At 70.2% G+C, this 544-nt stretch carries 1 protein-coding gene and 1 pseudogene; both read left to right on the top strand.

Features of this window, described 5'->3' with window-relative positions; genetic code table 11:
- On the top strand, nucleotides 1-417 hold a 417-nt coding region (locus KUM32_RS41915; RefSeq protein ID WP_217146851.1), incomplete at its 5' end, for a winged helix-turn-helix domain-containing protein.
- A gap of 24 nt (nucleotides 418-441) precedes the next feature.
- Nucleotides 442-544 (top strand): annotated as a pseudogene (locus tag KUM32_RS41910) (LacI family DNA-binding transcriptional regulator); the annotation flags it as partial.

Below are 544 nucleotides of genomic sequence, written 5' to 3'. Positions count from 1 at the left end.
GTCCTGGACCTGACCTTCAAGGAGTTCGAGCTGCTCAAGTACCTGGCCCAGCACCCGGGCCGGGTCTTCACGCGGGCCCAGTTGCTCCAGGAGGTGTGGGGCTACGACTACTTCGGCGGCACCCGGACCGTGGACGTCCACGTGCGGCGGCTGCGCGCCAAGCTCGGCCCCGAGCACGAGTCGCTGATCGGCACCGTACGCAACGTGGGCTACCGCTTCGTCGTGCCGGAGAAGGTCGAGCGCGCCGCGGAACGCGCCTCGGAGGGCGCGAAGGTGGCGACCTCGGGCGAGGGCGGTACGGATGGTGCCGGCGGTGCCCACGGTGCGAAGGGGACAAACCCCCGCGACGCGGTCGATGGTCGCTCTCGCGCGGCGGACGGAGCGAAAGCAGGGGTCGCACGCCGGGTAAACGGCTAGGGGGACCCGCGTAGACTTCCGCGCGTGGCCAAGGTGACGCGGGATGATGTAGCACGGCTTGCGGGGACGTCGACCGCGGTCGTCAGCTATGTCATCAACAACGGACCAAGGCCGGTCGCCCCGGCCA

The organism is Streptomyces sp. AC627_RSS907 (assembly GCF_019049165.1).
This window is presented reverse-complemented; position numbering and strand designations above follow the sequence as displayed.